The organism is Priestia sp. FSL H7-0729 (genome assembly GCF_038005685.1).
Lineage (GTDB): Bacteria > Bacillota > Bacilli > Paenibacillales > Paenibacillaceae > Paenibacillus.
On sequence record NZ_JBBOTQ010000011.1, the window covers coordinates 137,554 to 159,883 of the forward strand.

Below are 22,330 nucleotides of genomic sequence, written 5' to 3' on the forward strand. Positions count from 1 at the left end.
CCCTTAACCTGCCATATTGCCTCCATTCTATTGGAACCTTCACATATAATAAATGACAAGATTATGCGACTTATAATAAAATATTGTCATTGTCTAAGATTCAAATAACGGTTGGTTGAATCCATTTCCGTTCATTACATAAAAATATTGCGTTCAATGGAGGATGCACATGAAAGAGCATATCTTTCTTCCCAAGCCGATTTTCCCCAGACATGTGTGCTTTCCCGATTTTATTGGAGGGTATAGTGACTTTCCGAAGCATCGTGTGCACCGAGAATATGGCACGACTGAAATTAACTTGGATCGATGTTATAATCTGCACCTTGTACTCAACGGCAAAGGGTTCCTGGACACTGGAACCACACGATATGAGTTAATGCAAGGACAAGGATTCCTCTATGGTCCCGGTCTCAGACAAACCTATTACTCAGATTCGGATGACCCTTGGAGTATTCGCTGGATTCACTTCTACGGCATTCGTCTCGAAGAACTGCTAAATGGAAAAGGAGTGGACGAGCCTTGGCTGTTCCAATGTTCCAACTTCCCGGTGGTTACTTCGCTGATGGACAGACTACTGGAGCTGGGAAGAAGCTATCAAGTGGAAGACGAGCATAGCATGGCGGCAACGCTATACGAACTCCTGACCCGATTGCAATCCGCCGCGAGTCGAATCAATGTTTCACTCAATCACAATTCAGAGCGAATTCGTGAGGCAGGGAATTATATTCGTTCCCATAGTAACAAGCATATTACTCTCGAACATGTTGCCGGGATAGCCGGATACAGTACAACCTACTTTAGCCGCAAGTTCAGTCAAACGTTCGGCATCTCCTTCCCTGAATTCCTGATGGAATCCAGGTTATTGCATGCAAAGCAGCTGCTCGCGACAACCAACCTTTCCATTAAGCAAATTACGCTGGAAACGGGATTCTCTCAGTCAAGCTACTTTATCCGATGTTTTAAAACCCAGGAAAACGTAACACCCATGCAATTTCGAATGATGCACAATCATACGTTATAGGCACAGACATCCAGACCCGGACAGCCTCGTTGCACGCGTATTATGGCATCGTATGCTTATACAAAAAACGCCCTGCACTTAGTGTAGGGCGTTCTGGAGTATGCTCTCTTCTTAATCAAGAATTAGTGTTTTGCCCAGCCTTTATCATTCAAATAGTCCTTCATGAAGCTTCTAGGAAGACGCTTTAAACTTCCAATTGCGGTATCACTCCATGAACGGCTCTGATTTCTGGTCTCTTCATAATATAGCTTCGTGGTCTCGTCATATTGTTTTATGATCTCTTTTTTATGGTTATCGTAGCGATTCGTATGATAGATTCCTTCCAATGGAATTCTAGGTTTGCGGTTGTTACGTTCATTTGCATAACCAACAACGAGTCCAAATACAGGAAATACATGATCAGGAATATGGAGCAGCTCAGATATTTCTATTATTCCATCTCGAACACCGCCAATGTAGCAAATACCCAAACCCATAGATTCTGCAGCAATAACCAAATTTTGAGCTGCCAAAGTAGCATCTATGGCCCCTAGCAGTACAGCATCTATTCCCTCAATGGTCTCCGTGATATCCATATTCAGTTCCTCTGCCATTTGTTTATGACGATTTACATCAGCACAAAATATAAAGAAATGCCCGCCTTCTGTTATAAAGGGTTGATTTCCTGCGAGTTCAGCTATTTGCTGTTTTAGCCCGGGGTCTGTCACGCCAATGATGGAATAAGCTTGCTGAAAACTTGCTGATGAGGCTGCTTGAGCAGCGATTACTAATTTCTCAACCTGATCCTCTGTTAACCCCTGATCCTTAAAAGAACGAACTGATACATGATTTAACATGGTTTCAATGGTTTTGTTCATTTATTTTTACTCCTTTGAATGGTGATATTGTAATGTACAAGAATGTAAAGTATGTGCTTTTGGCGGATAGGATAAAATACATTTTTAATATGCCAGCGTTTAACCCTGTCGACAGGTTTTTGGTCTTAGCCATTGCGCATATTCCTGTTGAGAAAATATGAGGAACACGTAAATAATAACGGATAAGACTCTTTCATAGAAGTAGTCACTTTAATTTGATATAGTATCATTTTATGGAGTAAGGGGCTGAACATCAGATGAGTGAAAACATTTTCCAAGAAATTATGTATCAAATTGAAGGGAAGGGGAAAATTTTCATTTTGAACGAACTGGCTCTACATGGAACGCAAAGATACAGTGAACTCAAACTGTTATTGCCCCACTCTTCGGATCAATTATTAACAAACAAACTCAAAGAATTGCTAAAGTACAATCTGATTTCTAGAACCATTTTTCTTACGGTACCTCCGAAAGTCGAATATTCAATAACCGTGAAAGGCCAGAATCTCATTGAAATTGTATGTTTACTGGATCACTGGGCCACCCATAAACCCATTTTATATAAAAATAAATATTTCCATTGTGAAGTAGGTTTCTTCCTGAATTTTATAAGCGGCAAGTGGAAATTATTTCTTTTAGATCAACTTACGGAAACCAAACGGTTCATGGAACTAAAAAGTTCTTTGCCCGAAATCACAAAAAAAATGCTGACCCACCAGTTAAGAGAACTGGAAATGGATGGTATCGTACATCGAGAAGTGTATCCGGAAATTCCGCCTAGAGTGGAATATTCGTTAACAGAGAACGGTAAAGAACTAATACCTCTTCTCAACCTTTTAAAAGCATGGGGCAAAAATGACTAACACCCGTTCTGCTTGTTGTATTGTCCTCAGCCAAGGATGAATGATGGAGGTAGACGTGTACATCCTCTACATGGCTATCCGACAAAAAACCATGAAAAAAGACTCTGCATATCCTATGCAGAGTCTTTTTTCAACATTAAATCATGTATGCTCATTCGCTTCTTCGTCCTCGTCAGCCTTATATTCCAATATATCTCCAGGCTGACAATCCAGTGCTTTACAGATGGCATCCAGAGTGGATAATCGGATCGCTTTCGCTTTTCCTGTTTTTAATATGGAAATATTAGCGATCGTGATCTCAACTCTCTCAGCAAGTTCGGTGACCGTCATTTTCCGCTTTGCCAACATCACATCAATATTGATTACGATGGCCATATATTCACCTCAGACCACTAGGTCATTTTCTGATTTAATATCAATCGCTTCCTGCAACAATCTTTGGAGCACCGCGGAAAATACGGCAATAACTAATGAAGCAAAAATAGGAACCATTCCCATAAGAATGAGGCCCGGGGCATCATCTTTCTCTGCTACAACATAAACAAATGGCAACATCACAAAATAGAGACTACTGATTACAATAGCACAATATTTTATTGTTTTTAAGGATCTTACTGATATTAGAGAGAACGCTTCATTTTTGTCGATGTAGCTCAACAGACGGAATGCCTGGTACAGTGCAACGATAAACGGAATAACCGACACATACATCATAATCACTATGGGGTATAGTGCACCTGCATAATTCGGATTCACCGGGTTGTTCGCTAACCAAGGTATGCCGAATATACATAAGGCAAGAATGGGAACACCAATAAGCAACACAGCCAATTTTAAAAAGATGGTTGTACCTCGCTTCACAAAAAGCACCTCGCTTTTTTTAAGTGATATGAATTTATCACATTATTTATCGTTTTACAATAAATTTTTATTGTAAAACAGTCTTTTTTTTGTTTTTACTCATTAAGAAAAGATAACCAAAAGATCGTCCCCCTCTTTGCTTCAGTTCTTTTTGGACACAAAAAAAAGCCCAAAGAGCCACTGAATGTGGTTATCTTTGGACTCGACTGCATATACGCCCTACTTTTCTGATTTTACATTTACTTTAACGAATGAAATATTCTATTATTCGATCTTCACGTACGCCAGAACAGTCCGGCCTCATCCCGTTCAACCTGCTCGAGCACATCCTCAAAATCAGAACAAGGTGCAATTACATCTACCGGGTTCCAGCTGCTCTGTTCATCTCTGGCATACACTTTCCACTGATTTTCTTCCCAGTAAAATCGGGCAATATGCATCTTGTCCCATTGATACCGCTCCTCCGCAGGTCTTTCTTCAGTCAGGATCAATTCATTGTCATTCATCACATATGTCAACTTCACCATCGTACGCAGTGGCGCAGGTACCTTCTCGTGAATATAGCCGTCCATTACGGACTGAATTCTTCTTAGTGTAAACAAGTCCAGCATGGTGATGCACATCCTTTCAGCCAAATACCAAAGCCCCTTGATCATTTTACCAGCTGGATTTCGTTACCCCAGGAATCTGTCCTTGATGAGCCAGTTCTCTGAATTTAATTCGAGATACCTTGAACTTGCGTAGATAACCCCGCGGGCGACCTGTTACTTCACAACGGTTCTTTAGTCTGGTCGGAGATGCATTCCGCGGCAATTTCTGCAAGGCTTCGTAATCCCCTTTTTCCTTCAGTTCCCGGCGCAGGTCCGCATATTTTGCCACGATTGCCTGACGTTGCTTTTCACGTACCACTTTTGATTTTTTAGCCATGAATTACAGCTCCTTATCGATTGAATGTATGTTTAGAACATTATCTTCCGAGTTAAACGACTTCCACAGGCCATGGCAGTGGATTGTCGAAATGGCTCCAGTCGGCCAGCATTTCTTCATCACTGAGCAGACACTGGTCCAGCTCATCTTCAATGCTCGCACGCTCCATTTCGATCCCGATCATGACAAGCTCCGTCTGGCGATCTCCCCACTGGGCATCCCATTTCTCCAGCACATCCGGCTCGTTACGCAAAATCTCTTCCTTGTCCACTTCCGGCAACGCCGCAACCCAATGTCCCGCAGGACCGAACTGAATGGATGGCCCTGCCTGACTGAGGCTTGCAGCAACATCCCCTTCAGCCGCGAGCCACACCAATCCTTTGGCACGTACCACTTCTTCCGGCCAATAACTCATGAATTCTGCCAGACGAGAAGGATGGAATGGCTTTCTGCGACGATAGACGAAGGAACCAATGCCATATTCCTCGGTTTCAGGTGTATGCGACTCCTTCTCCAATTCCTGAATCCATCCAGCGGACATGCTCACTTTCTCGAAATCAAAGCGGCCTGTATTCAGAATCTCGGACGGATTCACCTGTCCATTCTCAGTCCGAATGATCTTGGCGTTAGGCTGTAGCTTGCGGATGATGCCTTCGAGCTTGTTCAGCTCGGTGTCATCGACCAGATCACATTTGTTAAGCAGTAGCACATCACAGGTTTCGATCTGATCAATCAACAAGTCTACAACATCACGGGTGTCCTCATCTCCGGTCGCCTGGTTACGATCCAGAAGACTCTGTCCTGATCCAAAATCATGCCAGAATCGATTGGCATCCACCACCGTTACCAGACAATCCAATCGGGCCAGGCTAGTCAGGTCAATACCCGACTCCTCATCGGCATATGTAAAGGTCTGTGCAACTGGAACAGGTTCACTGATGCCAGTGGATTCGATCAAAATATAATCATACTTGCCTTCGTTCACCAGCTTCTCAATCTCCTGCATCAGATCATCTCGCAAGGTGCAGCAGATACAGCCATTGGACAACTCCACCAGCTTCTCTTCGGTTCGAGACAAGGTTGTCTCCCCCTTAACAAGCGCAGCATCAATATTGACCTCACTCATGTCGTTAACGATTACGGCAACTTTAAGTCCTTGCCTGTTGTTCAACACGTGATTTAAAACCGTCGTTTTCCCTGAACCGAGGTACCCACTCAGTACGGTTACCGGAACTTGCTTTTGTGTCATAGATCTCTACTCCTTATATTTGCAGTTTGCGTAATCCAAACTTTAATAGTAATTATTACGATTAACAACAATGACTATAATCCTGTTAGACGGTCGTTGTCAAATTATTTTTACGAAATCGTCCAAAAAATTGATAAAATCTACTATCTAAAAAAAGGCCATGGTCTGTTTCCTGCAGCTTGTACCCTGCGGTACGTCCCAGAAAATTCAGTCCATAAGCCTTTTACTTTACATTCCTACATCGGTGCTCCAATCGCACCACGATAACTGATACCTGGCAGTAACATCCGACTGTCTATCACTGCACAGGATCAATCTACTACAATACCGTTCATCTTGCCACCACTGAACTGGCCTTATTCCCCGCTTCCATCTGTTGCCTGAACACCAGCACCAGAATCATTGCTGCAATAGACAGCAACGTGCAGATCATAAACATGGTCGAATACGAACACACTTGCACAATAAGCCCCATTGCCAGTCCACCCAGAGAGAATCCAAGGTCATACGAGGACATGAAAATCCCCATGAGTACATATCTGGAATCCGCAGGCAGCACAAAAGACAGATATGTGGTTAATGTCGGATACAACAATGCCAGAGCAAAACCGCTAAATACCGCGGATAGATACACCAATGGCCCGATGGTCTCCATTAGACTGAGCAACTGGGTTCCCAGTGCAGCACACAGCATTAACCCTGCCATCAACCAGGTATTCCAGCTACCGTCGGACGGGATTTTTTTACGCAAAATAAACCTGCACAGGATTACAACCAGTCCCTGAATCGTCAGAAATACGCCTGCACTTGCCATTCCGGTGGATACCATATACAGGGGAAGAAAGGTCGCTGTCGCCCCAAAAACGCAGGACGCAAACAACATCACCACACTGCTGATCAGCAGTGGCGTGCTGCGCCAGATGCCGCCGAATGAACGAAACATATCGCCCAAGGTATACGATTTGTTCTGCACGGTACTACGCGGCAGATCCACATTGTACCCGATCAAAAGTGGCAGAGCCGCCAGTCCAATCATCAGCAGTGTAAACGCCAGATCACTGGCATTTTCCCAGATTTGTATGGCAAGGATCGGAATGACCAGAGAAGGAACCATCGTAAACAGGGTGTACATGGACAGCCCTTGTGCCCGGTCTTTGTCCTCCAATTTTTCCACAATGCCTGCCTGCATCGTCATGGAGAAAAAGGCCGTAGCCACCCCTTGCAGGGCCCGCAACCACAGATACGTCTCCACACCAAAAACAACAAACAGCAGCAGTGTTCCGGCATGTAAAAGCAATAGCCATTGCATCACTCGAAGCGGCCCATGCTTGCCCAGCAGCTGTGCTGCAAAAGGTCTCAAGAGCATACAGGTGAACATATACGCCCCCATCATCAGACCAATCTCAGCCTGATTCAATCCGGCGGCTTCACTTCGCAAAGGCAGAATAATCGTCAAAGCCGAATTCGCCGCAAAAAACAAAAAGGCCAGCATATAAAACCGGATGAACGAAAAGGATACCGGATTTAATTTCCCATTGGATGTTGCCGTCATTGAAGACTTCAAACGTTCGTCACCACTTTCTCTTCTGGCAGTCAACTCACAGATGTACCTGTCACGGGTCTTCGCCGTTCATAGGCAAAAACGATCATTACCGCTCCTAGGATAGCACACATCCTGTACATAAATGAATAGGAAGAGAAGTCAGCGACGGGTCCCATAATCACACCACCCAGAGAAATACCCAGATCCGCCATCGCGATAAATAAACCGATCAGGACGTTTCGATTCAACTTAGGCAACACAAAAGATAAATAGGTCGTGAGTGTTGGATACAGGATTGCCTGACCGATTCCCATGAATACAGCGCCCACATAGAAAAAGAGAACCCCGCCTGTTACGGCATAACTGACACATTGCGCAGCTACGGCGAGCAGACACATGGTGCCCATCATGAAAGGAGCATGCCAACTGCCATCGGAAGGAATCCTTTTTCGAAGCATAATTCGAGCCAGCACCACCGTTCCTGCCTGAAGCATCAGATAGACGCCGGCATTCCCGTTTGGTACTTGGCCCGCATACAGCGGAATAAAGGTGGTAATCGCGCCAAATACAACGGAAGCAGCGAGCATTAACACACTGCACCGAAACAAATATGGATTTTTCACCAACTGACCAAAGGATTCCCACACACTCACGTTCTGCTCCGAAAGATTCTCAGCAGGCTGCTCCTTGTTTGGTTCCATTTTGGCGGTATATCCGAAGACGCCCGTACAGACGGCAATGCCGATCAGAACCACTGTAAAATAATCCATGCCTCCCGCCTGCCATATCCCTAATGCGAGCACAGGTCCCACGATCCCCGGTATATAACTGAACAACGAATAATACGAAATTCCCTGTGACCGATCTTTCTCCGGAAGGGCATCAATAATGCCAATCTGTAAAGCCATGGAGAAGAACGCTGTCGATACACCTTGCAAAATACGAGCAACCAAATAACCGCCGAGTCCCGTAAAGGGATATAAAAACAGCGCAAATCCATTGATAATCAGAATCAGACGTAATATTTTAATCGGTCCATGCTTTTGAATAATCCGACCGGCCCAGGGTCTGAAAAACATCGTTGTGAACATATAAGCACCCATGATCAGTCCAATCGTTGTACCGCTCGCACCCAAGGACTCCCCTTGCAATGGGATGATCACGTTAAGAATGGCATTGGCGCTAAAATATAGAAGAACCAATATGTACAAGCGCAGAAAAGGCCAAGACATCGCTCCACTCACAATGAGGCTCCTCCTAAAATGGTATTAAATGCTTCAATAATTTCTTCGCATAGTCGGACTGTACGTCCTTAAGTTGCTTGGTCGGAACGATCTCTACAACCTGTCCCTCTCTGAAAATGATCACCCTGTCGCAGATATAAGCTGCCGCCTGTATATCATGCGTGATAAAGACATAGCTCAGCTTATAGATGTCCTTAAGCTCTTTCAACAATTGCAGCACCTGAATCTGAACAGACACGTCCAGTGAGCTGATCGCTTCATCGAACACGATGCATTTGGGGGCGGTGGAGATGGCCCTGGCAATGCACACTCTCTGAGCCTCCCCGCCGGATAGTTCATGCGGATATTTGGATCTATAGGAAGGGTCCAGTCCAACTTGGTTCAGCAACAGATCCACCTTCTCTGAGTTACTCTGATCCTTTCGCAGCTTCTGCTGCGCTTGCATCGGTTCCATAATGGCAGCTTCCACGGTAAGAAACGGATTGATCGAAGACGTATAATTTTGAAAAACAGCGCTGATATTACCCATCCGTACACGTCGATCCTGTACGTCTTTACCATCGAGCAAGATCGTTCCACGATCCGGTCGTTCAATGCCCAGAATCAGACGACCCAACGTAGATTTGCCGCTTCCACTTTCGCCGATGATGCCCAGACATTCGCCCTGCTGGCATTCAAAGGTAACTTGTTTCAAAACTTGTTTTTTGTGCTTGGAGAACAGTCCGCCTTGGTTATATGATTTTTCGATACCTTCCACCTTTAGCATCTAGGAGTCCCCCTGCATCAACGCCTTAAAATGATTGCTCAGCTCCAGTCGGGTAGAGACCAGATACTGCGTATAGGCATGCTTCGGCTCTGTCAAAACAGCATGCATACTGCCGCGCTCTAAGATCTCGCCGTCCTTCATGACCATCACGTCATCTGCAATTTTCTGAACGACGCCGAGATCATGGGAGATGAACATCATGGAACAGCCCATGCGTTCACGTAATTGAATCAATTGCTCCACCACTTCATATTGGGAGATCGTATCCAGCGCCGTTGTCGGCTCATCCGCAATTATCAGATCGGGCTCCAGCACCAATGCCAGTGCAATCATGATTCGTTGCAGCATGCCACCGGACAGCTGATGTGGATATTGATTCAGAATCTCGCGCGGATGTCTGAGCATGACGCTTTCCATGGCATTGATGATTTTTCGTTCAACCTCACGGGTGTTCCAGGCAAAATGCTGCTGAAGCGTCTCCCGAATATGGACACCAATGACACAGGATGGATCAAATGCACTCATGCCATTCTGCAAAATCATACACAGATGTTTGCCCCGCTTACGCCGCATCTCCGGTTCCGAAAGCTGGTTCAGGTCTTCTCCCTGAAATAACATCGTGCCCGTTTGGTGAATCCACGGCTTGTTCAGTCGCATGATGGCCCTGCACGTGACGGACTTGCCGCTACCACTTTCCCCCACGATGGCCATACAGCTTCCCTGCTTGACTTCGAATGAACTGTTATGAATGATCACTTTGTCTGTATTGGTATCCCATACTTTCAAATGTTCAACCTCGACTATATTCATAAGCGGCCTTTCTCACCTCACTTTCGTAAGACTTGTCAGACTTACCTTGAGAGGTCATCAATTTGGGGTCCAGAGCCACTTGAAGCGCATCTGATAGAAAATTAAAAGCAGACACCACCACTACAATGGCCAGGCCTGGTGCCAACATCAATTCAGGTCTGGAGAACATGACTTCCCTCGCCTCATTAAGCATCATCCCCCACTCCGCATGCGGAGCCTGAATACCAAGCCCCAGGAAGGAAAGACCAGAGATCTGCAACATCATCGAACACATGGAGCCACTGGCAATGACGGCAATATCGGCAAAGGTAACCGGAACAATATGTTTGGTTATAATTCTCAGATTAGGCGTGCCGGAGGCTTTCGCGAATTTTACATAATCCATATCGGAGAATTGCATCACAGATGTTCGAATAACGCGGGCAAACCAGGCCCATTTCATCCATACAAAGGCAATCAAAATATTCTCCAGTCCTGCACCCAAAATGCCCACTACCGCCAGTGTCATCACGTATCCGGGAAAAGACAGCATAATGTCACAGACCCTCATGATCCACGCGTCCACTTTCCCCTTGAAGTAACCCGCGACGAATCCGACAACAGCCCCAATCAGAACAGATAGACTGAGTGCAACCAGAACCCATAATACACTTGGACGGATGCCATAGATAAGCCGGGATAATACACATCTGCCCAGATGATCATTGCCTAATAGATACTCCCAAGACGAGGAGGCATAACGAAGCTTCATGTTCACTTGTCCAGGATCATGCGGCGCAATAAGTGGAGCCAACATACCCGCCATGATCGTGACCATAATCACTACCAAAGAGGTCAACGCAAGCTTGTCTTTGCGCAGATTTTTCAATATTCGCATCAGAATTCCTTTCTCAACCGGGGATTCATCGCCGCATTAATGATGTCGGATAACGTGTTAAACAAGACAAAAGTAACAGCCAGCATCAGAACATACGCCTGAATAATGGGAAAATCTCTGCTTAAAATGGATTTCACACTGAGTCTCCCGAGTCCGGGCCAGGCAAATACATTTTCGATAACCACCGTACTGCCAAGCACAATCGGGATCGCCATGCAAAAGATGGACACGGCCACCTGTAATGAATTTCTAAGAATATGCAGAGTTACTTTCTTCTCGCTCAGACCACTTGCCCGTGCATATAACACATAGTCCTCATTTATATTGCTCAGCATGGAGCTTCGAACCGTTCGGAAATAAATGCCTGTATAACTCACCGTGATCACAATCACCGGTAGAATGTAGCTTCGATATGAGTCCATACCACTGGTAGGCAACAGATCCAGCTTGACGGAAAAATACCAGATCATAATAGCTGCAAGCCAGTAGGATGGCATGGCTGTGAGGAAAAAGGAAATTCCTCTGACCGATCGATCCAGCAGCTTGCCTTCTCTCATGGCACAGATCACACCGAGCAGAATGGATAGCGCAATAATGAATACCGATGAGACGAGCGTTAGCTTCAATGTGTTCATAAAAGCCGGCCCCATTAATGACCACACGGGTTCACCAGATACATAAGAGTTGCCGAAATCCAATTGCACAACAGCCATGACCCAGTTCGCATACTGGATCATGAATGGCTGATCGAACCCCAGCGCTTCATTCGTTTGCGCGATCAGTTCATCCGTAATCTGCGGAACTTCCTGTGCCTGTAACACAACAACCGCCGGGTCCAAGGGAGATAGATTAATCAGAACGAACGTTATAAATGAAATGATAATCAGTAAAGGGATGGCTAACAGAATCCTTTTGACGATATAACTTCCCATATCCATCTCCGCTCTATTTAAAATTCATTTGTTCAAATGGTAGTTCATATTGGGTCTGTTTGAATGAGATTCCATCGAGATTCTCGGGAGCGACTACGGTGACACGCCCGTTGGTAATCGGGATAAAGACTGCTTCATCATGGACGATCTTCATAATGTCGGCATACAGGGATTGGCGTGAAGCCTCATCCGTGGAGACCATGACCGCATCAATTTTCTGATATAGTTCATCTGCTTCGGCAATTCCACTTGTCGTATGCTTGTATGCGGAATCGGACGTAAAGGCAGCAATGGTACTTTGTGGATCATAGGCCAGTCCCCAGGTTTGATTGAACAGCAAATCATATTCCCCGGTTGCTCTCCGATTCGCGATGGAAGTAGACTCTTCGCCCACGATATCAAGCTGAACACCCAATTCTTTCATCGAATACTGGATCAATTCGGCCTGTATTTTCTGTGAAGATGAGTTGCTGTCATAGTAGAGTTTCATGGCTAAAGGCTGACCGTTCTTCGTTCTCACCACTTTACCGTCTGCCAATGTCCAGCCTGCTTGGTCCAGAAGCTTTTTAGCCATTTCCGGATCATACTCCCGTTTCTTCAGGTCCACCTTGGCGTAATTGACATTGGCTGAAAATAGCGTGTCCGCTACCGTCTGCGTTCCGTTGAAAATATCTTTACTGATCGTTTCACGATCAATGCCAACCCATAGCGCTTCCCGCACTGCCGTTTCCTGAACCGGACTATTCTCGCGACTGCTATTGGCTACGATCATACTCGTATTCATCGCTTCACTTCGGACCACTTGATAATCCCCGGATTCAGCCAGTTGGTCCATGGCCTCTACATCAATACTGTCTGCCCCCCGGTCATCCGTGAATACAAAGTTGATTTCACCCTTTTGTAATGCCAGAAATGTCGTTTCGCCTGCCGGAAGAACCTTGGATGTGATTTTCTGGATTGCAGGTGCACCGTCCCAATAGTCTTCATTGGCTTCAAACGTGGCATTCTCTTCGACTTTATGAGCAGTTAGCTTGTAGGGTCCTGTGCCGTGGAAACCACTTACCCCGTCTTTGGTTCCGCCATCCTTGAAATCGTTGGGTGATATGAAGACATAAGGTCTTGTCATGGACAATTCCACCAGTGCAGGATAGTAGGCTTCCGACAGCACTAACTCCACCGTATACTCATCGATTACCTTTACACTCGTGATTTTGGTGGACAGCTTGATCCATGCGTGTTTTTCGGCATTCGCCTGTACTGCATTGACATTTTGTTTAACCGCCTCTGCGTTGAACGGCTCTCCATCATGAAATTTCACATCTTGTCGCAGATGAAAAGTGTAGGTCTTGCCATCCTCCGAGATGTCCCATGATTCAGCCAGCAAGGGCTTGATCCCGTCAGGCGTGTTTTCCACCAGAGACTCATATACCATTCCTTGCGCAGGCATGGAGCCTGTGTATAGATGGGGATTCATATCATTAATATCTTTGGCTGAAGCATAGATAAGTTCTGTTAGTACCTGGCTATTGGCAGGCTCCGTTTGGGCGCTCTCTTTCTCTTTTGGACTCTGTCCGCATCCGGCGAGCAGCGCAATGGCAGACACCAGCAATAGTATGGATGTAAAAGTAAGACCCTTTTTCACAATATTTCCTCCTGATAAGCAAATTAAATTCAAACTTTACACAAGACCACTACACGATCAGAACAACCTTCCAATCCCTGTTATCCCCAGATTTTTTTGATCTCTTTTCCAAAGAGAAAATCCGGGGATAAAGGCGACCGCTTCGCTTCTTCAGATTGGTTCTGCACTCTCCGTTATGATGTAAACATCAGGTTCAACTTGATTAATTTGAGATGTAACTAGACCCTATTAGTTGGAAGTCCGCTGCAGATCATGCGGATATCCTCTTCAAAGGATTGGATCACAAAGGCATCGGACAAGCGTTGATTCGGGTGTGCGTCAGCCACTTCCTGAAGTTTCGCTTCATATCTGGCGATAAATTGATCAATGGTTGGACAGCTCACATCGAGGTGTCTGGCAATGCCCTGAATGATTTTGATGCGGTAGTAATCTTCCTTGGGCATCCGCGGGATGTCCAATTCCCCTTCGCGGTTCATGAACGTTCTACGGAATGGGACTGCTGAAAAGTCGAAATATTTGCCTTCCGAATCGGGTTCCGAGAATGGATCAATCAATAATGAGGTGTATCGTATGTATAATAAATACTCTTGATGAATGACCTGCAGCTGATTGAAATTCTCGATATCCTGGCGTGATATACTCTCTAATCGAACCGGATAGTTGTCATCCGTCATGAATTGAAGCAGGTTCACTCCCGGGATATTGAGTCGGTCCGTAATATTCATAATCTCCTGCCACTGTGCCCGCATCTCCCGAATCAAACCTTGTGTTATCGGACCTTCGGGATACATCTTGTATACGTATTTCTGAGTATCTGGAGCTCCAAAGATGGCTTCTAATGAGAAGTCATTCATGAACAAGGGCGGATGTACATACAACGAGATATTTCTCGTTTCCGCCTCCAATGGAGATCGCATCATTTCCAGCGCAATACCCAAACGCTCAAACACTTGGCATAGCTTACTGACCTGTTCAGACGGGTAACGAGTGGAACCGATATAGACCTTTTTCTTGACCCCTGTTGTCATGACATGATTAGACGGATGTTCGTGCACCCAACGCGTATCTCCGAGGTAGGTCGAGAAACTGATCACTTCCGGCGCTGCCTTCCGCTCTCTCATATAATGGCTCACTAGACGATTCGAACCGAACGTTGGGGAAACCAAAATGACACGTTTCAGTTGTTTGATGAATTGTTCATTCATGTGTTCCAAAACATCGATATAAGCATCGGTGGTGACAGCTAAAATAAGTGTGTCCCATTCCCCCTGGGTGGTGTCATATCCCTTGAACACATGATCAATGAAACACTCACCTGCGAGTGGCTGATGTTTCTCATTTTGAATGCTGACCTGAACACGCCCATTGCTCTGTTCGAGAGCTGCGAATACGGACGCTGAACGAACCGATTGTCTCCCCGCAATACCTATGCAGCAGTTAAGATGATCTTTGAGCGTTACCGCTAGCTGAATGGATGCAGGCCCGGTTCCGAGGATCAGAATTCGCTGAAGATTGCTCATATTAACCTCCTATATTCAAAGTTCAATCTGGAATCCATTTGGATGTACTTGGGACGTACTTGGATGCACTTGCATACCTATACTTTCTGGTACAACACAATATCGAACACATCATCCGGGCGCAGAATCTGGTCCACCAGCTTCCACTTGCTGCTGTCTGTCTCGCTCATGGGATAATTGAACAAGGACTTCAACTGGTCACCATATCTCATGGCTACAACCACCTTCTCATTCGTCAGGGTATGCAGTTGATCGAGCAGATCATATTTAGCGGCCACGGTAGAGCTGAAAATGATATGGGTTGCTTCCCTGGTATAATCCAAATTCTCCAGCAAGGTTGACTCCAAACGAATCTTCAAACCCGTGCCAAGTGTCTCCACCACTTTTCGCCCGAGTGTAATGGACTCTTCATCAATATCGATCCCGACAACCTGTGCACCTGTTCGCTTGGCGATAAGTAATGGTGTCATGGGGAAGGAACCGGAGCCTACCAGCAATACTTTTGAATTGGAGGTGACATGGAAGCTGCCGAATTCTTTATCGATACACTCTTCTATATTCTTGAAATAATCGGCAATCTGTACATCCCCGTTCTCTAGGGCGTGTCTGGAAGCTCCGAAGGAAGCAGATTTTGCCGAATTTTCGTTCCAAGCAAGGAAGTTTTCCGCAGGCGTGCCGGGGCACGTAAAGGGAAAGTGACGCAGCAGGGGGCGAAAAGGCGGTAAAAGATGCACTTCAGCGAGTTTCGAGACACGCCCTAACTTCAATGCACGATATTTCTCCATGATCGCCACACACTGGGCGGATTTATTTCTCAACTGCCATATAAGCGAATCCAGTTCTTTCAGCTCCGAATGCTCCAACTGTTCCCAGGCTTCCTTATTCTCCTGATCGGTCACAAAGCGGGAGTAGTCATTGATCACAGCCTCCAGCTCCGAACTATGCTGAATCGTATGATCATACTTGCTCGCGAGCTTCTCGAATTTCTCTGCAAATTCACTCAAACATGTCTGAAAATGGACCAATGTGATCATTTCTTTTCCCCCTATACGCTGTCTCGATCATGTATCATGTACCTCATGCGTTTACAGCGCTCCATTCTGCTGGAGCATCGATGAAGGCTTTGCCCTGTGCCACGATACCAACAGATCCCTCAATCGTAATGCTCCCAAGTTCTGCGCCATTCCACTGGGCTACCACTTTGATCGCACCACCAGGCTGCTTGATGTACTGAGTAATCCCTCTCTGCTGTCTCCATGCGAGATAGGCTCCCACAGAGGCTGTACCCGAGCCACACCCTCTCTCCCAGATCAGACTATCCAGCTCCGGAACATAGATGAGTGGGGCCATTTCTTCCGAGTGCGATTGATATAACAAGATACCGATCAGCTTATCTCCCAGGGTTAGTCCGAGTAACCTTGCAAGGGTCTGTGCCCTCTTTTTCATCGGTTCGTCGAAGTCATCCACTTCAATCACGATATGGATGAACTCAGCGTACCGGATGATTACCATATCCAGCTCAATGCCTTCGTACCGGATGGTTCGCTGCTCAATCTGCTTCGGAACCGGCATGGTTACCTGGCAGTCATATTCATTCTGCTGTTTCTTCACATGGCACATGATCAATTGATCGGTTCCGGAAACCTCCAACACGATGTCCATCGATTCCTGTTGTGCCAGTCCTGCTTCAAATGCGTGGTGTGCTGCAAGTGCCATACAGGCATTACCACAGAACTCTCCTCCGGCCATTTCCAGACGAGCCACAGCTTCCGGTCTACTCGTTGGTTCAATGAATCCCACTTGTTCAGCATAAACGTTGTCATACGACATTAGACGGGTAGCAATATGACTGTAATGCTCGGCTGCATGATCCGTTTTAACCAGAATCGTCATGTTTTGGGTGGGACTGAACTTGATAAATTCGATCTCCTGTTTCATCGCAGCGACTACTCCTGTTCTTCTTTTTTACCTAATAGTAATTATTACGATTAAAGGTCGAGAAAAATATAGCACATCCTTTTGGGGAGCGTCAACAAATATTTCCATTTTAAAAAGACTGCACCTCATTCATTCCTTCATTTCCACTCCTGTAAAAAACCAAACAGAGCTGACGCTTCTGCGCCAGCCCTACATAAATACTCTGATAAGATTAAACGGATTGATGTTCCACCTCGCTCTTGCTATAAAAAGAAATACAAAAAACGGTTGCCGCAGAACGGAACCGTTTCGATCTGGATAGGATACAAAATTCATTGTACCTATCACTCCTGATGTGATTGCACATTGTGCAGTGCCTGTTCAGCTAATGCAGCCAGAAGATATGCGCCCAGCGGCAATGCCCGTTCATCCACATCAAAGCCAGGATGATGCCACTCGTTCGGGCCAGAGGTGCCCAGGAAGAGGAACAGGCCCGGAACTTCTTTTTGATAAAAAGAGAAGTCCTCTCCTGCTGGAGAAGGCAGCGGTCTTACACTATTCAGCCCAATCTCACTTGCAACCTGCTCCGCCGCAGATGCGAGAGACGCATCGTTGACCACGGCAGGTGGTCCCTGAATCCAGCGAACCGTAGCCCGTGTGCCATAGGCCGCTGCCACACCGGCGACCACCTGATTGAAACGCTCGCGAATCCGGGCACGCACTTTCTCATCAAAGGTCCGCACTGTGCCATCGAGTATGGCTTCATCCGGAATGACGTTCCAGGCTGTGCCGCTGTGGAGCTTGGTGACGCTGATGACGGCACTCTCCTGTGCGCCTACATTGCGACTCACAATCGCCTGTAGAGCCGTAACGATATGTGCGGCTACCACAATCGGATCAATGCCGGCTTCAGGCACGGCTGCATGGGTGCCAACCCCTTCCACTTTGACAACAAAACCGTCTGCCGCCGCCATCAATGCGCCTTCCCGAATACCCACCGTACCCACCTGAAGATCCGGTTTGTTATGCAAACCAAATACCGCCCGAACATCGGATAATGCACCGCTCTGAATCACTTGCCGTGCACCCGTTGCTTTTTCTTCCGATGGCTGGAACAACAAGCGTACTTTCCCCGGGAGTGTGGACTCGCGCTGTTTCAGTAATCGTGCCGCACCAATCAGAATAGCGGTATGTGCGTCGTGTCCACAAGCGTGCATCTTTCCATCGACCTGGGAGGCAAATTCCAGCTTCGTCTCTTCCCGAATGGGCAGCGCATCAATGTCCGCTCTTAGGGCAACCACAGGTCCGTCTCCTTGGCCAACTTCAGCGACAAGCCCTGTCCGCAGCACATATTCGTCTGCAATACGGACGCCTTCCTCTTCCAGCCAGCTGCGAATGGCTGCCGTCGTCTCCTTTTCCTCGCCAGACAATTCCGGGTTACGATGCAGGTGTCGCCGAATGGTGATTAAACGTTCCGCGAATGCCTCCGCCTGTTCACCGTGAAGCTTATGTTCGGAGCCCTGTACTTGCTCTTCAGCCTGCTGCTCGGGCTGTTCCAGATCACTTTTCATCACATGGCCTCCCATTCGTATATATTCACTGCTATATTAACTGCCTACTTCTATCCGATTGCAGCTTCCTGTTCCTTGGATTCCAGTGCAAATTCACTTAGTCCCTGCTCTGCCAGAATTTCACGCAACAATTCGAATGAACGAATTCGCTTGGTAAAGTCCCGTGTAGCTGTAGTCACAATGAACTCTTCCACAGCAAACTCCTGCTGGAACTTCAGCAGCGCCTGACCTACGCTTTCCTTTGTACCTCGGGTCACACTTGGCTCCAAAATCTCGATCCGATAGGTTTCGTTCGATTGACGGCCGAATTCTTCCGCCTGTTCCACAGAACCGACGGTCAGCACCTTACCACTCTCCAGATGAATCTTCACCAGCATATGCTCGCTCGCAAGTCCTTCCGCTTCCTCCTCACTTTCGGCCACAATTAACGATATGGCTAGTGCAGCGTAGGGCTCCCGTCCCTGGGAACGATTGAATTGTTCACGATATACACGGATCGCTTGAAGTGCTACCTCTATATTACTGTTAATGAACAGTGAAAAGACATATGGAAGTCCCAGTTCCGCAGCCATGCCTGCACTATCGACACTGGCTCCAAGCACATACAGTTCCGCTGGAATGTCGGACACAGGCGAAGCAGTCAGCCCCGCAAGTGCATGAGATGGATCTTCAAGCGGCTCATTATGAATGTATCTTTTCACTTGCACAATTTTCTCTTTGAGGGATGCGGCATCCTGAATGCCTTCCTGTAACGCCTGTGTTGAACGCGGTAATCCACCTGGTGCACGACCAATGCCCAGGTCAACTCTTCCTGGTCCGAGTGCTGCGAGGATATTGAAATTCTCGGCGACTTTGTATGGACTGTAATGCTGGAGCATCACTCCGCCAGATCCCAGACGAATCCGCTTCGTATGTGCAAGCAAGTGGGAGATGAGTACCTCCGGGGAGGAACCTGCAACATGCCCGGAATCATGGTGTTCCGATACCCAGAACCGATGGAATCCAAGTTGCTCTGCCCGCTGTGCCAGCTCAATCGTATGCCGAAAAGCATCCACCGCCGTTTCCCCTTCATAGATGGGAGTCTGATCCAAAATGCCAACACGAATACTCATATCCTTCTCCTCCTTGATTGTGCTGAACCGCTGTTCTTGAACCTTACATACACGCTATAACTGCCGCAGCAGTTCCCCGAAGGGCTCCGCCAATGGCGAATATTCTTCCTTTAACGTGACAACGCTGATCTGCAACGATACACCTGCCACCTCATGTACCTGAATGGGGAATAACTCCTGATTCTGCACTTCCTTCTTCACCGTGAGTCCCGGGAGAAAAGCAATGCCCGCCCCTTGCATAACCAGTTTCTTCGCTGTCTCCGAATTGTCGACATGATATGTAATATTCGGCGGATGCTCCAGCGAGTCGAAAGCCCGGTGAATGCGAAGCCAGTCCAATGAACCACATTCGAAAAAGACCAGTTGCTCATGCCGGATCGCTTCCATGCTGACATGCCCGCTCTCAATGAATGGATGTCCTTTGTACACATAGAGCTGGATCGGATCTTCATAAAAAGCAACCGTACGGATCGCAGGATGCATCACCTTGCGTACAAAAGCAAGATCGATCTCCTGACCAAGCAATTTGGCAATCAGCTGATCCGTCGTTGCAGTCGTCAGTTTAATGTTAATTTCGGGGTAAGCTTCCTTGATCTTGGGTAGAAAATCGGGAATGACATAATTCGATACCGATACTGTACTCCCCAGTCGAAGCGCATCCGGTGTTGTCCGGCGTTGCTGAATCTTCTGCTTGCCCTTCTGAATGACTTGCAGCACTTGCTGCGCATACGGCAGGAATTTCCGACCTTCTTCTGTAAGGACGATTTGCTTGCCAAGCCGATCAAACAACTTGCAGCCCAGCTCCCTTTCCAGTGACTGAATGCGAGCTGTGACCGAAGGTTGGGACAAGAAGAGTACTTCGGCAGCCTTATTGAAGCTTCCATAATGATTGATATATACAAATGCTTCAATATTCTCGATATTCATGAGTGCCTCCGTATCCACGTCCGCAGACGTTTGATCTTATATTGATTTATCCAATAAATTTACTTGGTTTTATGATATCGTAATCCCATCCTTTTCCAGTGTCAATCTCAATTCATCCAGCGAGCGATCCAGACGTGTAGTAATATCTGCCGAGAGTACGAATTGTCCATCATCCAGTCGTTCGATTCCCTGATCCACAGCATACACGCCACCCAAGATATGTCTTCCACCAAGGGCTGCCAGAACAGGTTTCAATGCATAATCAATGGCGAGTAGATGAGCTATAGAGCCACCGATAACGAGTGGGAGTGTCAACTTGCCCCGTAGCCCTTCTTGTGGAATCAGGTCCAGGAACAACTTGAGTACTCCCGAGTACGATGCCTTGTATACGGGTGTAGCTACAATGACTGCATCCGCGGCTTCAACGACAGCCAGTGCATCCCGAATGAATGAGCTGTCGAACCGGGCTTGCACCAGATCCTCAGCGGGTAGATCCGCAACGTGAATGACGTCAACAGTAATGCCTGCCTCCGTTAATTTTTGGCTGCTGTAATCCGTCAGACCTGTCAAACGCGAACGTTTGGAAGGTGATCCGGCAATAATGACGACATGTGGCATAACGTATTCCTCCTCAAGCGTAAACGGCTGTCGCCGTCTTTTGGTGGCACAGTTACCGTTTCGCAGTGAAATATAAAAATGAATAGAGTGAAACTTATAAATTCTTATATTTTGGTATAGCGGTCAAGCCGCTCCTTTTACTTTGGGGTCCAACCGATCGCGAATATCGTCTCCAATCAGATTAACCGCCAGTACAAACAACGTGATCGCAAGCCCCGGGAACGTACAGATCCACCAGGCAACCGTCAGATAACCTCTACCTTGGGAGAGCAATGCACCCCAATCCGGAATTTCTTTTAACACCCCAAGCCCAAGAAAACTTAGTCCGGAACCCGTCAAGATCGATGTCCCTACGCCCAGCGTAGCCATGACCAGCAACGGTGACAACGAATGCGGCAGTACATGTTTCCAGAAAATACGCGTATTGGAACCGCCCAGTGAACGTGTCGCTGTAATGAATGGCAGCCCTTTAACCGATATGACCTGCCCACGCATGACCCGTGCATACCCCGGAATGGAGGAAACGGCAACAGCCAGTGCAATATTCATCAACCCTGGCCCGAGAGCAGCTGCAACAGACAACGCCAGGAGCACGCCGGGTACAGCCATCAGAATATCAACGGCACGCATGGTGATGGTATCCACAATTCCTCCGGCGTAACCGGAGATAATACCAAGCGCACTACCGACAATACCGCCGACAAGTACCGAAGCGAATCCAATGAGCAATGAATCTCTGCTCCCATGCACAACCACACTGAAGATATCCCTGCCAAAATAGTCCGTCCCGAACAGATGTGCAGCAGAGGGAGCCTGCAGTATGGCATCCGTCATCATATGCGTTGGATCATAGGGCGCTATCCAGCCTGGCACAATCGCACATGCCACAGTAAATACCACTACCAGCAATGCTGCATAAAAGAATAATCGGGATACCGCGAATGAGACGCGATAACGCCAAGGGCGGCGATTCCACAGACGGATACGTCCTGCACTGCCCGCCCATGCTTTTTTGTCACCAGCCAAAGGTTTCATGCTCATGAGCAACAACGCCTCCTTCCATACTCCTTGTC

Annotated in this window: 23 protein-coding genes and 1 pseudogene; 3 read left to right on the plus strand and 21 right to left on the minus strand. The window is 46.9% G+C overall.

Going from position 1 to position 22,330, the window contains the following annotated elements:
• Positions 1 to 169 precede the first annotated feature (169 nt).
• Positions 170 to 1,021: a helix-turn-helix transcriptional regulator gene (locus tag MHH93_RS21885; RefSeq protein ID WP_500055740.1), complete on the plus strand. Its 852-nt coding sequence runs from the start codon at positions 170 to 172 to the stop codon at positions 1,019 to 1,021.
• Positions 1,022 to 1,143: 122 nt separating this feature from the next.
• On the opposite strand, the gene nfsA is transcribed toward MHH93_RS21885, so the two are convergent.
• Positions 1,144 to 1,878 carry an oxygen-insensitive NADPH nitroreductase gene (gene nfsA / locus MHH93_RS21890; RefSeq protein ID WP_500055741.1) on the minus strand — a complete coding sequence of 245 codons (735 nt, stop codon included), beginning with the start codon at positions 1,876 to 1,878 and terminating at the stop codon, positions 1,144 to 1,146.
• 284 nt (positions 1,879 to 2,162) lie between these two features.
• On the opposite strand from nfsA, the pseudogene MHH93_RS21895 reads away from it, so the two are divergent.
• Both MHH93_RS21895 and MHH93_RS21900 read left to right on the plus strand, forming a co-directional pair.
• Positions 2,163 to 2,411 (plus strand): annotated as a pseudogene (locus MHH93_RS21895) (winged helix-turn-helix transcriptional regulator); the annotation flags it as partial.
• A 21-nt stretch (positions 2,412 to 2,432) separates the two neighbouring features.
• Positions 2,433 to 2,741: a winged helix-turn-helix transcriptional regulator gene (locus MHH93_RS21900; RefSeq protein ID WP_500055768.1), complete on the plus strand. Its 309-nt coding sequence runs from the start codon at positions 2,433 to 2,435 to the stop codon at positions 2,739 to 2,741.
• A 141-nt stretch (positions 2,742 to 2,882) separates the two neighbouring features.
• On the opposite strand, the gene MHH93_RS21905 is transcribed toward MHH93_RS21900, so the two are convergent.
• From MHH93_RS21905 to MHH93_RS22000, 20 genes are all read right to left on the minus strand, one after another.
• The gene (locus MHH93_RS21905; RefSeq protein ID WP_500055742.1) at positions 2,883 to 3,116 is read right to left on the minus strand and encodes a helix-turn-helix domain-containing protein; all 234 of its coding nucleotides are present in this window, start codon (positions 3,114 to 3,116) and stop codon (positions 2,883 to 2,885) included.
• A gap of 9 nt (positions 3,117 to 3,125) precedes the next feature.
• Positions 3,126 to 3,602 carry a DUF2975 domain-containing protein gene (locus MHH93_RS21910; RefSeq protein WP_145151513.1) on the minus strand — a complete coding sequence of 159 codons (477 nt, stop codon included), beginning with the start codon at positions 3,600 to 3,602 and terminating at the stop codon, positions 3,126 to 3,128.
• Between the two features lie 275 nt (positions 3,603 to 3,877).
• Positions 3,878 to 4,237 carry a DUF3024 domain-containing protein gene (locus MHH93_RS21915; RefSeq protein WP_500055743.1) on the minus strand — a complete coding sequence of 120 codons (360 nt, stop codon included), beginning with the start codon at positions 4,235 to 4,237 and terminating at the stop codon, positions 3,878 to 3,880.
• Between the two features lie 22 nt (positions 4,238 to 4,259).
• Positions 4,260 to 4,529: a 30S ribosomal protein S14 gene (gene rpsN / locus MHH93_RS21920; protein ID WP_036605831.1), complete on the minus strand. Its 270-nt coding sequence runs from the start codon at positions 4,527 to 4,529 to the stop codon at positions 4,260 to 4,262.
• Between the two features lie 52 nt (positions 4,530 to 4,581).
• Positions 4,582 to 5,778: a GTP-binding protein gene (locus MHH93_RS21925; RefSeq protein ID WP_500055744.1), complete on the minus strand. Its 1,197-nt coding sequence runs from the start codon at positions 5,776 to 5,778 to the stop codon at positions 4,582 to 4,584.
• A 331-nt stretch (positions 5,779 to 6,109) separates the two neighbouring features.
• Positions 6,110 to 7,375, minus strand: a complete 1,266-nt coding sequence (gene cntE, locus MHH93_RS21930) for a staphylopine family metallophore export MFS transporter CntE (protein ID WP_500055745.1) — start codon at positions 7,373 to 7,375, stop codon at positions 6,110 to 6,112.
• Positions 7,372 to 8,565: a staphylopine family metallophore export MFS transporter CntE gene (gene cntE, locus MHH93_RS21935; protein WP_500055746.1), complete on the minus strand. Its 1,194-nt coding sequence runs from the start codon at positions 8,563 to 8,565 to the stop codon at positions 7,372 to 7,374. Before cntE (MHH93_RS21935) ends, cntE (MHH93_RS21930) begins: the two co-directional genes overlap by 4 nt.
• 13 nt (positions 8,566 to 8,578) lie before the next feature.
• Complete coding sequence (locus MHH93_RS21940; protein WP_500055747.1) at positions 8,579 to 9,331, minus strand: ABC transporter ATP-binding protein; 753 nt, start codon at positions 9,329 to 9,331, stop codon at positions 8,579 to 8,581.
• Entirely contained in the window at positions 9,332 to 10,141 is an 810-nt protein-coding gene (gene cntD, locus MHH93_RS21945; RefSeq protein ID WP_500055748.1) for a staphylopine uptake ABC transporter ATP-binding protein CntD, read from the minus strand. It lies immediately after the preceding gene.
• Positions 10,122 to 11,018, minus strand: coding sequence for a staphylopine uptake ABC transporter permease subunit CntC (cntC, locus tag MHH93_RS21950; RefSeq protein ID WP_500055749.1), 897 nt, complete (start codon positions 11,016 to 11,018; stop codon positions 10,122 to 10,124). Before cntC ends, cntD begins: the two co-directional genes overlap by 20 nt.
• Entirely contained in the window at positions 11,018 to 11,950 is a 933-nt protein-coding gene (opp1B, locus tag MHH93_RS21955; protein ID WP_500055750.1) for a nickel/cobalt ABC transporter permease, read from the minus strand. Before opp1B ends, cntC begins: the two co-directional genes overlap by 1 nt.
• Positions 11,951 to 11,963: 13 nt before the next feature.
• Entirely contained in the window at positions 11,964 to 13,592 is a 1,629-nt protein-coding gene (gene cntA, locus MHH93_RS21960) for a staphylopine-dependent metal ABC transporter substrate-binding lipoprotein (protein WP_500055751.1), read from the minus strand.
• A gap of 218 nt (positions 13,593 to 13,810) precedes the next feature.
• A complete protein-coding gene (locus MHH93_RS21965) occupies positions 13,811 to 15,112 on the minus strand; it encodes an opine metallophore biosynthesis dehydrogenase (protein ID WP_500055752.1) in 1,302 nt (433 codons plus the stop codon).
• A 77-nt stretch (positions 15,113 to 15,189) separates the two neighbouring features.
• Complete coding sequence (locus tag MHH93_RS21970; protein ID WP_500055753.1) at positions 15,190 to 16,146, minus strand: SAM-dependent methyltransferase; 957 nt, start codon at positions 16,144 to 16,146, stop codon at positions 15,190 to 15,192.
• Between the two features lie 43 nt (positions 16,147 to 16,189).
• Positions 16,190 to 17,050, minus strand: coding sequence for a histidine racemase CntK family protein (locus tag MHH93_RS21975; RefSeq protein ID WP_500055754.1), 861 nt, complete (start codon positions 17,048 to 17,050; stop codon positions 16,190 to 16,192).
• A gap of 323 nt (positions 17,051 to 17,373) precedes the next feature.
• The gene (locus MHH93_RS21980; protein ID WP_500055755.1) at positions 17,374 to 18,600 is read right to left on the minus strand and encodes an amidohydrolase; all 1,227 of its coding nucleotides are present in this window, start codon (positions 18,598 to 18,600) and stop codon (positions 17,374 to 17,376) included.
• A gap of 50 nt (positions 18,601 to 18,650) precedes the next feature.
• The gene (locus tag MHH93_RS21985) at positions 18,651 to 19,712 is read right to left on the minus strand and encodes an LLM class flavin-dependent oxidoreductase (RefSeq protein ID WP_500055756.1); all 1,062 of its coding nucleotides are present in this window, start codon (positions 19,710 to 19,712) and stop codon (positions 18,651 to 18,653) included.
• Between the two features lie 54 nt (positions 19,713 to 19,766).
• On the minus strand, positions 19,767 to 20,639 hold the full coding sequence (locus tag MHH93_RS21990) for a LysR family transcriptional regulator (RefSeq protein WP_339305856.1): 873 nt from the start codon (positions 20,637 to 20,639) through the stop codon (positions 19,767 to 19,769).
• 69 nt (positions 20,640 to 20,708) lie between these two features.
• A complete protein-coding gene (gene ssuE / locus MHH93_RS21995; RefSeq protein WP_500055757.1) occupies positions 20,709 to 21,257 on the minus strand; it encodes an NADPH-dependent FMN reductase in 549 nt (182 codons plus the stop codon).
• A gap of 123 nt (positions 21,258 to 21,380) precedes the next feature.
• A complete protein-coding gene (locus tag MHH93_RS22000; protein ID WP_500055758.1) occupies positions 21,381 to 22,298 on the minus strand; it encodes an ABC transporter permease in 918 nt (305 codons plus the stop codon).
• Positions 22,299 to 22,330: the final 32 nt, after the last annotated feature.